We start from the raw sequence: 10,056 nt of genomic DNA on the forward strand, positions 1-10,056 counted from the left end.
CCCCCCCCCCCCCCCCCCCCCCCCCCCCCCGCTCTCGTGCGGCGTCGGCCGTGCCGTCAGGGCCCTCAGCGCACCCCGAGCACGAACGGGTAGACCGTGGCGGCACCCGCCTGGCGCAGCAGGCGGGCGGCGACCGTGAGGGTCCAGCCCGAGTCGGTGTAGTCGTCGACCAGGAGGATCCGGCGCCCCGCGAGCCCGGCCAGCGCGGGCCCGGACAGCTCGAGCTGCAGCCGTTCGACGACCCCCGCCAGTCGCATTGCCGAGTTCACGTCGTGCCGGCCGGGCTGCTCGCGGCCCGGCACAGGACCGACCGACCCGACGAGCGGGCGGTCGAGGTAGCGCGCGAGCCCGCCGGCGAGGTGCTGGACCAGGTGGGGGCGCGTGGCGGACCGGACGGAGACCACGCCGTCGAGCAGGAGTCGGCGTGCGGGGGCCGTCTCGTCGGCCGGCCCGTCCGCCGCCGCGACGCCGTCGGCCGCCCCGGTCACGTCGGCGCCGTCGGTCGTCGGCGCGGCCGCGTACAGCGCGTCCCACTCGTCGAGCACGCGCGCGGCGGCGCGCCGCAGCGCGACGGGGGTCTCGCCGTCGGGCACGCCGGGCGCGAAGAGCTCACGCAGCGGGCCCGACCAGCCCAGCCCGTCGAGGCGCGCGACGGCGCGCCCCGGGGACGCGAGCTCCTCGGGGGACAGGCGGCCCTTGAGGTCGAGCCCCATCCGGTCGAGGCCCGTGGGCCACTGGCGTCGCGCGACGACCTCGACACCCGGGCGGTCCATGTCGGCGCGCGCCGCGGAGACGGCCTCGGCGTCAGGGGCGGCGGGCAGGTCGACGCCGCCGCAGCGGTCGCACCGTCCGCACGTCCAGCCCTGCTCGAGCTCGGGGTCGTCGAGCGTCGCGCGCAGGAACGCCATGCGGCAGCCGCTCGTGGCCTCGTAGTCGATCATGGAGCGCTGCTCGGCCAGCCGGGTCTGCTCGACGCGCGCGTAGCGGTCGGCGTCATAGACCCAGGGCTGCCCCGTAGAGACCCAGCCGCCCTTGACGCGGCGCACCGCGCCGTCGACGTCGAGGACCTTGAGCATGGTCTCGAGGCGCGAGCGCTTGAGGTCGACCTGCGTCTCGAGGGCCGCGACCGACTGCGTACCGCCGCCCGCCTCGAGGGCTGCGAGCGTCTCGCGGACCTGACGCTCGGCGGGGAACGCGAGCGAGCCGAAGTACTCCCAGATGCGCCGGTCCTCCTCGCCGGGCAGCAGCACCACGACCGCGCTGTCGACGCCACGTCCGGCACGACCGACCTGCTGGTAGTACGCGATGGGGGACGAGGGCGCGCCGAGGTGCACGACGAACGCGAGGTCCGGCTTGTCGAAGCCCATGCCGAGCGCCGAGGTCGCGATGAGCGCCTTGACGCGGTTCTCCTTGAGGTCGGCCTCGAGCTGCTCGCGCTCGGTCGTGTCCGTCTGGCCCGTGTACGCGGCCACGGCCAGGCCTGTCGCGCGGAGCTGGCTCGCGACCTGCTCGGCGGCCGAGACCGTCAGGCAGTAGACGATCCCCGAGCCGTCGACGTCCTGGAGGGTCTCCGCGAGCCACGCGATGCGGCTCGGCTGGTCCGGCAGGTTCAGGACGGCCAGGTGCAGCGACTCGCGGTCGAGGCCGCCGCGCAGCACGAGAACGTCCTCGCGGGGGCCACCGGCCGCACCGGCGACGGTGCCCTCGGCTCCCGTGCCGACCGACGCCCCCGTGACGCCGAGCTGCTCGGCGACGTCCGCGGTGACACGCTCGTTCGCGGTCGCGGTCGTCGCGAGCACCGGGATGCCCGGGGGAAGGTCCGCGAGCAGGGTGCGGATGCGCCGGTAGTCGGGCCGGAAGTCGTGGCCCCAGTCGGAGATGCAGTGCGCCTCGTCGATCACGACGAGGCCCGCGTCGGCCGCGAGCCGGGGGAGCACCTCGTCGCGGAAGCCGGGGTTGTTGAGCCGCTCGGGCGAGCAGAGCAGCACGTCGACCTCGCCCGCGGCGATCGCGGCGTGCACCTCGTCCCACTCGGTCATGTTCGAGGAGTTGATCGTCACGGCGCGGATCCCGGCGCGGGCCGCGGCCGAGATCTGGTCGCGCATCAGGGCGAGCAGCGGCGAGACGATGACCGTGGGGCCCGCGCCGCGCGAGCGAAGCAGGGAGGTCGCGACGAAGTAGACCGCGGACTTGCCCCAGCCGGTGCGCTGGACCACCAGGGCCCGACGGCGGAACGCGACCAGTGCCTCGATCGCGAGCCACTGGTCGTCGCGCAGCGCGGCGTCCTCACGGCCCACGAGCTTGCGGAGCGCGGCCTCGGCCTCCTCGCGCAGGTCCTTGCCCTCGAGGAGCCCGCGCAGCATGGCGACCTTGGCGAGCCGCGCGGCATCGGCGGCATCGGGGGCCGACGCCGGGTCGGCCGCGTCCACCGCCGCGGGCGTGTCGGACCGGGCGACGGAGGGAGCCGGGGCCGCACCGGGAGCAGCGGGCCGGCGCACCGGAGCGGCTCCCGCGTCGTCGGGGACCGGGGGCTCGTCGTAGAGGTCGGCGGGGGGTTCCGACGCGAAGTCGGCAGGGAGATCGGCGTACGGGTCGTGCTGGTCACGGGGGAACGAGGTCACCCAGCGATCGTAGGCGCTGGGTGGGACAGTGCGCGGTCGTGCACAGGTGGCGCCCGGCGCGTCCGACGGGAGTCCGCCGTTCGCGCCGGGCCCTCAGCGATGGGTGGGGGTCCGCCAGCGGCCCTCTCTGGGGCTCCTCAGGAGCGCATGTCCATCACGACGCGCCCGTCGATCGCGCCCTTCTCCATCTCGCTGAAGATGTCGTTGACGTCGCTCAGCGGCCGGACGGTGTAGGTCGGGGTGATCTTGCCGCGCGCGAAGAAGTCCAGCGCTTCGGTCATGTCCTTGCGGGTCCCCACGATCGAGCCGCGGACAGTGAGCCCGAACAGGACCGTCGTGAAGATGTCGAGCGGGAACTTCTCGGGGGGCAGGCCCACGAGGGACACGGTGCCGCCACGGCGCAGCGCACCGACGGCCTGCGGGAAGGCGTGGGCGTTGACGGCCGTCACGAGCGCGCCGTGCACGCCGCCGCCGGTCTTCTCCTGGATCTCTGCCGCGGCGTCGGCCGAGGTGGCGGCGTTGACCGTGACCTCGGCACCGTGCTTGCGGGCCAGGGCGAGCTTGTCGTCGTCGACGTCGACCGCGGCGACGCGGCGCCCCATGGCCACGGCGTACTGCACGGCGATGTGCCCCAGACCGCCGATGCCGGAGATCAGCACCCACTCGCCGGGCTGGGTGTCGGTCTGCTTGAGGCCCTTGTAGACCGTGACGCCCGCGCACAGGATGGGGCCGACCGCGGAGTCGTCCACGCCGTCGGGGATGATCGGGGCGTAGCGGGAGTCGACGAGCATGTACTGGCCGAACGAGCCGTCGACCGAGTAGCCGCCGTTCTTCTGGTTCGGGCAGAGGGTCTCCCAGCCGGTCTCGCAGTACTCGCACTCGCCGCACGCGCTCCAGAGCCAGGCGTTGCCGACCTTGTCGCCGACCGCGACGCGCGTGACCTGGTCGCCGACGGCCACGACGGTGCCGACGCCCTCGTGGCCGGGCACGAACGGCGGGGACGGCTTGACCGGCCAGTCGCCGTGGGCGGCGTGCAGGTCGGTGTGGCACACGCCGGTGTAGTCGACCTTGACGAGCGCTTCGTGGGGTCCGGGGGTGGGGACCTCGACGTCGTCGATCGTGAGCGGCGCGGCGAACGTGTGGACGACGGCTGCCTTCATGGTGCTCATGACTCTCCTCCAGGAGCGGACACCGGGGGTGGGTCGAGCCGTCGACTGGCGCGTCAGGCGCGACGGGACGCGCTGCGCGTCCGAGGATGTCCGGCTCCTCGACCGTATCCGAGGGGGTCTGCGGGTGCGCGGCGAGCGCGGGGGAGCGCGCGCGGCGGGGTCGTGAAGAGCGTCACATGCGATGTCTGCGCAGGTCAGACATGCTTCCGCGACCGTCCTGACGCCCGACGGCGCTCGACCACGAGCGCCAGCAGCGCACCGACGAGCGCGACCCACTCGGCGACCGCGGCCGTGACCTGCTGGACCCCGCCGACCGTCTCGTTCACGCTGAAGAAGCCGACGGTCGTCGACAGGTAGAACGCGCCCAGCGTCGCGAGCGAGAACCCGATCGCCCCCAGGAGCGGCAGCCAGTGGCGCCACACCAGGACCAGGAGCCCGAGCGCGAAACCTGCGACGGCGTTGAGCAGGAACAACGGACCCACGACCTCGATGTCCTGGTAGCCCTGGACGAAGAGGAACAGGTGCACGTCGGCCGACAGCAGCAGCCCCGCGGCCGTCACGCCGCGCAGCAGCCACGCGCCGCGCGGCAGCGGCGGAGGCACGGGAGGCGTGCCCGACGCCGGGGAGCGCCCTGCGGTCGAGCCGGTCGAACCGGTCGAGCCGTCGGCGGGAGGAGGTCCGGACGCGTCCATGAGGTGCTCCGAGTGCTCTGGTGCAGGTGGGCTGCGTGGTCCGGCGCGGGCGGGGTGCCCGTGCCGGGCGGGCGGTGCCGCGCTCGCGCGCGGCACGGAGCCCGATGCTTCAATTGAAGGACCGATCGACCCGGGACGCACGGCGGAGGGTGACCATGAGGACCTCGACCACGCAGGTGACCTCGGCGCACGCGGCGACACCCCCGCAGGCAGCGACACCCCCGCACGACCTCCTCTCGCGGCGCTCGCTCCTCGTGTCCGCGGGCACGGGCGCGGGTGCGCTGGTCCTCGCGGCCTGCTCGGGCGGCGGGGGCGGGACCGCCGGGACCACGGGCGAGGGCGGGGCGACGAGCGCGACGTCCGCGGCGCCGTCGGGCACGGTCGTCACCGCCACGGGCGACGTGCCCGTGGGCGGCGCGGTGTCGGTCCAGGTCGACGGCGCGCCCTACCTCGTGACCCAGCCCGAGGAGGGGACGTTCGAGGCCTTCAGCGCGATCTGCACGCACCAGGGCTGCACGGTCGCGCCGGGGGACGGCGAGCTCGACTGCCCCTGCCACGGGTCCCGCTTCGACCTGAGCACGGGCGACGTCCTCGGCGGCCCGGCGCCCTCGCCGCTGCCGCGGCTCGCCGTCACGGTGAGCGGGACCGACGTCGTCACGACCTGACGCGCTCCTGGCCCCGGCCGCGGCGCCCCGTCACGCGGCCGCCGGGACCGCCCGCCGCGGGCAGCCTCACCGCCCGCCTGCCGGACGTCCACCGCTCCCGCACGAACGGCTTCGTAGACTGTCCTGGTGACCACTCCACTCCTCGAGTCCCCGGACGGCGCACCCCAGGCGGGTGCCTCCTTCTCGCAGCCCCGCGCGCACGCCGCCTCCGAGGTGCACCTGCCGGTGCGGGCCGAGCACGCGGGGATCGAGCCGTACGGGGCACCGCAGCTCGACGTCCCCGTCCTGCTCAACGTCAACGAGAACCCCTACGCGCCCTCGGCCGAGGTCGTCGCGACCATCGCCGCCGACGTCGCCGCTGCTGCCGCGACCCTCAACCGCTACCCGGACCGCGACTTCCTGGGGCTCCGCCAGGACCTGGCCGACTACCTCGCAGGGGAGTCGGGCGTGCGCGTGGCTCCCGAGCAGGTCTGGGCCGCGAACGGCTCGAACGAGATCATGCTCCACCTGCTCCAGGCCTTCGGCGGACCGGGCCGCACCGCGCTGTCCTTCGCGCCCACCTACTCGATGTACCCCGAGTACGCGCGCGACACCTCCACGGCCTGGGTCACCGGGCGCCGCGAGGAGGACTTCACGCTCGACGCCGACGCCGCCCGCGCGGCGATCGTCGAGCACGCGCCGTCCGTGATCCTCCTCGCCAGCCCCAACAACCCGACCGGTACCGCCCTGACGCGCGAGGTCGTCGAGGCCGTGTGCGAGGCGGCGCTCGCGGTCACGCCGCGCGGCGCCGAGCCGGGCACGTCCGCGGTCGTCGTGGTCGACGAGGCGTACGGCGAGTTCCGTCGCGCCGGTGTCCCCTCGGCCCTCGAGCTGCTCGAGCGCTACCCGAACCTCGCGGTCACGCGCACCATGTCCAAGGCGTTCGCGCTGGCCGGGGCCCGCGTGGGCTACCTCGCCGCGTCGCGCCCGCTCGTGGACGCGCTGCGCGTCGTGCGCCTGCCGTACCACCTGTCGGCCGCGACGCAGGCGGTCGCTCGCGCGGCGCTCAAGCACTCGACGTCCCTGCTGGCCCAGGTCGACGACCTGCGGGCCGAGCGCGACGCCACGGTCGCCTGGCTGCGCGCCCAGCGCCCGGCCGCCCTGGGCGGCGCGCCCCTGCGGGTCGCCGACTCCGACGCGAACTTCGTCCTGTTCGGCACCTTCCCGGACCGCCACGCGATCTGGCAGGGCCTGTTGGATCGAGGCGTCCTCATCCGGGAGACTGGTCCCGACGGATGGCTGCGGGTGTCGATCGGCACGCCGCAGGAGATGACGGCGTTCAAGGACGCCCTGGTGGAGGTGGCAGGACTGTGAAGCGCACCGCGCGCATCGAGCGCGCGACGTCGGAGTCGAGCGTCCTCGTCGAGCTGGACCTCGACGGGACCGGGAAGACGGACATCTCGACGACCGTCCCGTTCTACGACCACATGCTGACGGCCCTCGGCAAGCACTCGCTCATCGACCTCACGGTCAAGGCCACGGGTGACACGCACATCGACGCGCACCACACGGTCGAGGACGTCGCGATCACGATCGGCGAGGCGCTCCGGATCGCGCTGGGCGACAAGGCCGGGATCTCGCGCTTCGGCGACGCCATGGTCCCGCTCGACGAGGCGCTCGCGCTCGCGGTCGTGGACGTGTCGGGCCGCCCGTACCTCGTGCACGAGGGCGAGCCCGCGGGGCAGGAGTACCACCTGATCGGTGGCCACTTCACGGGGTCGCTCACGCGCCACGTGCTCGAGTCCATCGCGCACCACGCGGCCATCTGCATCCACGTGCGGGTGCTCTCGGGCCGCGACCCCCACCACATCGTGGAGGCGCAGTTCAAGGCCCTCGCCCGCGCGCTGCGGTTCGCCGTGGCGCCCGACGCCCGGGTCGACGGCATCCCGTCGACCAAGGGCGCCCTGTGACCTCCGAGCCGACCACCCCCGCTCAGCCCGACGGGCCTGAGCACGGCGATCACCCCCGCGACCCGCGGACGACCGAGACGGACGACATGACCACCCCGCAGAACCCCGCCGACGAGCCCGAGCTGGACCTGGAGATCCCGGACGACATCTCGAGCCTGCTCACCCCGTCCTCCGACCCCGAGGTCGCGGTCCTCGTGACGCAGATCGCGGGCGCCGAGCCGCTCGCCGCGGCGTGCTCGATCGCGCAGATCGAGGTCGACGCAGTGCCCACCGGCATCGGTGCGCTCGCCGTCCTGCGCGACCTGTCGGGCGACGCCCCGCAGCGGGCGGCGGCCGCGATCTCGACTCTCGTCAAGGGCGTGCCCCTGATCCTCCTGACGCGTCGGGGCGAGCAGCTCACCGCGACGCGCTGGGAGGACGGGGTCGAGGGCGACACCCTCGCCCCCGGCCTCGTGCTCGGCGGTGCCCCCGAGGAGCTCGAGGACCTCGTCACGGGTCAGGCGACCGTCGCGGACCTCCAGGGCGTCGTCCCCAGCTCGGACATCTCGCGCTGGAAGGCCATGCGCCTGCTGACGGCCTCCGCCCGCAAGGCGCGCAAGAAGTGAGCGAGGGGCCCTCGGTCGTCGTCCTGGACTACGGTTTCGGCAACGTCCGTTCGGCGGTGCGCGCGCTCGAGCGGGTCGGCGCGCGCGTCGAGCTGACCGCGGACCGTGCGCGCGCGTCGGAGGCCGACGGGCTGGTCGTGCCCGGCGTCGGGGCCTTCGCCGCCGTCATGGCGGGGCTCAAGGCCGTGCGCGGCGACCAGATCGTCGAGCGCCGCCTCGCGGGCGGCCGTCCCGTGCTCGGGATCTGCGTCGGCATGCAGGTCATGTTCGACGAGGGCGACGAGCACGGCACCCTCACCGAGGGGCTCGGCGAGTGGCCGGGCATCGTCGACCGCCTCGAGGCGCCCGTGGTCCCGCACATGGGGTGGGACACGGTCGAGGTGCCCGAGGGCTCGGTGCTGTTCGACGGGGTCGCCGACGAGCGGTTCTACTTCGTGCACTCCTATGCGGCCCGCCACTTCTCGCTGGGCGTCGACGAGCCCGTGGGCGCGGCGTTCCGCGCCCCGCTCGTCACATGGTCCGCCCACGGCGGCCGGTTCGTCGCGGCCGTCGAGAACGGTCCGCTCTCCGCGACGCAGTTCCACCCGGAGAAGTCCGGCGACGCCGGTGCCCGACTCCTGGAGAACTGGGTCCGTTCGCTCTGACCTCCCGTGCGGGCGGGGCCGGCCCCGCCCGTTGACCGACCGTCCAACGCGTCACCCGGCGCCCGCGCGCAGCGCTCGCGCCCCACCCACTCGTGAATCCTCGGAAGGACCACCTCATGACCGATCGTCTCGTCCTGCTGCCCGCCGTCGACGTCGCTGCCGGGCAGGCGGTGCGCCTCGTCCAGGGGGAGGCGGGCTCGGAGACCTCGTACGGCGACCCGCTGTCGGCGGCGCTCGACTGGCAGGCCGGCGGCGCCGAGTGGGTGCACCTCGTGGACCTCGACGCGGCCTTCGGTCGCGGCTCGAACGCCGAGCTCCTGGCCGACGTCGTGGCGCGCCTCGACGTCAAGGTCGAGCTCTCCGGGGGCATCCGGGACGACGAGTCCCTGGCCCGTGCGCTCGCGACGGGCTGCTCGCGCGTGAACCTCGGCACCGCGGCCCTCGAGAACCCCGAGTGGACGGCCAAGGTCATCGCCGAGCACGGCGATGCGATCGCGGTCGGGCTCGACGTGCGCGGCACGACGCTCGCGGCCCGCGGCTGGACGCAGGAGGGCGGGGACCTGTGGGAGGTCCTCGAGCGCCTCGACGCCGCCGGCTGCTCGCGCTACGTGGTGACCGACGTGACCAAGGACGGGACGCTGCGCGGCCCGAACATCGACCTGCTGCGCGAGGTCGCCTCGCGCACCGACGCCCCGGTCGTCGCGTCGGGAGGTATTTCGAGCCTCGCGGACCTGGAGGCGCTGCGCGCGCTCGTGGGCGAGGGCGTCGAGGGGGCCATCGTCGGCAAGGCCCTGTACGCGGGCGCCTTCACGCTGCCCCAGGCCCTCGACGTGGCAGGCCGTCCGTGACCTCGTCGACCTCGCCCTTCCCGGCTCCCGAGGACCCGCACGCGGGGCACGCGCACGGCGCGTCGCCGTTCTCGAAGGGCCCGGCGGGCGAGGGGTCGGGCAAGGCGCTGCCTCCGTCCTCGGGCTTCTCGGACGACGACGGCTCGGCCGACCCGGCACTCACGAGCGTCCTGGCGGACTTCTCGGCGGGGACGGTGGGCCTCACCGAGGTCGTCGCCCGGCTCGGCCGCACGCGGCTGCTCATCCCCATCCTGGCCGAGCTCGAGAAGTCGGGCGTCGGCGAGCACGGGCAGAAGGTCGACAAGGAGGCCTCGGCGGGCGTCGTGGCGCTCGAGGCTCCCGACGGACGGCGGGCGCTCCCGGTGTTCTCGAGCGTCGCGAGCATGGCCGCCTGGCGGCCTGACGCTCGCCCGGTCCCGGTCGACGCGCCACGCGCCGCCCTGTCGGCCGTGAGCGAGGACTGGTCCCTGCTTGTCCTCGACCCGTCGGGACCGGTCACGGTCCTGGTCCCGCGCCCCGCGGTGTGGGCGCTCGCGCAGGGCAAGCAGTGGGCGCCCGCGGTCGCGGACGGCGTGGTCGCGGCCGACGTCGCGGCGGAGGTCGCGGGAGCGGTCTCGGGGATCGAGCACGTCGCGGCGGTTCGCGCCGAGACGGGTCGCAGCGCCGAGGTCGCCGTCGTGCTCTCGATCGACTCGGGGCTCGACCGGCGCGGCCTGGACGCCGTGCTGGCGCAGGTCAACGCGGCCCTCGCGGGCAACGACGTGGTCTCGGAGCGGGTCGACTCGCTCGAGCTGCGCATCGGGCGCGCGGACTGACCTGTCGGCGTGGCGTCGTCGGGCGCCTTGCGGGGGGCACGCATGCCC

The 10,056-nt window shown here is 74.6% G+C and carries 10 protein-coding genes; 7 read left to right on the forward strand and 3 right to left on the reverse strand.

Annotated features, from left to right (window positions below):
• Window positions 1–65: 65 nt before the first annotated feature.
• The 3 genes from H9652_RS07455 to H9652_RS07465 all read right to left on the reverse strand — a co-directional run bounded on the left by H9652_RS07455 (window position 66) and on the right by H9652_RS07465 (window position 4,482).
• Window positions 66–2,363, reverse strand: a complete 2,298-nt coding sequence (locus H9652_RS07455) for a DEAD/DEAH box helicase (protein WP_191795700.1) — start codon at window positions 2,361–2,363, stop codon at window positions 66–68.
• A 395-nt stretch (window positions 2,364–2,758) separates the two neighbouring features.
• On the reverse strand, window positions 2,759–3,790 hold the full coding sequence (gene adhP / locus H9652_RS07460) for an alcohol dehydrogenase AdhP (RefSeq protein ID WP_191795676.1): 1,032 nt from the start codon (window positions 3,788–3,790) through the stop codon (window positions 2,759–2,761).
• Window positions 3,791–3,984: 194 nt separating this feature from the next.
• The gene (locus H9652_RS07465; RefSeq protein WP_225227874.1) at window positions 3,985–4,482 is read right to left on the reverse strand and encodes a hypothetical protein; all 498 of its coding nucleotides are present in this window, start codon (window positions 4,480–4,482) and stop codon (window positions 3,985–3,987) included.
• Window positions 4,483–4,637: 155 nt separating this feature from the next.
• On the opposite strand from H9652_RS07465, the gene H9652_RS07470 reads away from it, so the two are divergent.
• The 7 genes from H9652_RS07470 (at window position 4,638) to H9652_RS07500 (ending at window position 10,008) form a co-directional block, all read left to right on the forward strand.
• Complete coding sequence (locus tag H9652_RS07470) at window positions 4,638–5,147, forward strand: Rieske (2Fe-2S) protein (protein WP_191795677.1); 510 nt, start codon at window positions 4,638–4,640, stop codon at window positions 5,145–5,147.
• Window positions 5,148–5,360: 213 nt separating this feature from the next.
• Entirely contained in the window at window positions 5,361–6,500 is a 1,140-nt protein-coding gene (locus H9652_RS07475) for a histidinol-phosphate transaminase (protein ID WP_191795702.1), read from the forward strand.
• Window positions 6,497–7,096: an imidazoleglycerol-phosphate dehydratase HisB gene (gene hisB / locus H9652_RS07480; protein WP_191790683.1), complete on the forward strand. Its 600-nt coding sequence runs from the start codon at window positions 6,497–6,499 to the stop codon at window positions 7,094–7,096. The genes H9652_RS07475 and hisB overlap by 4 nt, the downstream gene beginning before the upstream one ends.
• A gap of 86 nt (window positions 7,097–7,182) precedes the next feature.
• Window positions 7,183–7,701 carry a hypothetical protein gene (locus H9652_RS07485; RefSeq protein WP_191795678.1) on the forward strand — a complete coding sequence of 173 codons (519 nt, stop codon included), beginning with the start codon at window positions 7,183–7,185 and terminating at the stop codon, window positions 7,699–7,701.
• Window positions 7,698–8,345, forward strand: a complete 648-nt coding sequence (gene hisH / locus H9652_RS07490) for an imidazole glycerol phosphate synthase subunit HisH (RefSeq protein ID WP_191795679.1) — start codon at window positions 7,698–7,700, stop codon at window positions 8,343–8,345. The genes H9652_RS07485 and hisH overlap by 4 nt, the downstream gene beginning before the upstream one ends.
• A 116-nt stretch (window positions 8,346–8,461) precedes the next feature.
• Complete coding sequence (gene priA, locus H9652_RS07495; RefSeq protein WP_191790686.1) at window positions 8,462–9,193, forward strand: bifunctional 1-(5-phosphoribosyl)-5-((5-phosphoribosylamino)methylideneamino)imidazole-4-carboxamide isomerase/phosphoribosylanthranilate isomerase PriA; 732 nt, start codon at window positions 8,462–8,464, stop codon at window positions 9,191–9,193.
• The gene (locus H9652_RS07500) at window positions 9,190–10,008 is read left to right on the forward strand and encodes an SseB family protein (protein ID WP_191795680.1); all 819 of its coding nucleotides are present in this window, start codon (window positions 9,190–9,192) and stop codon (window positions 10,006–10,008) included. The genes priA and H9652_RS07500 overlap by 4 nt, the downstream gene beginning before the upstream one ends.
• The last annotated feature ends 48 nt before the right edge of the window (window positions 10,009–10,056 follow it).

The organism is Oerskovia rustica (genome assembly GCF_014836555.1).
In the GTDB taxonomy this organism is placed as follows: Bacteria; Actinomycetota; Actinomycetes; order Actinomycetales; family Cellulomonadaceae; genus Oerskovia; species Oerskovia rustica.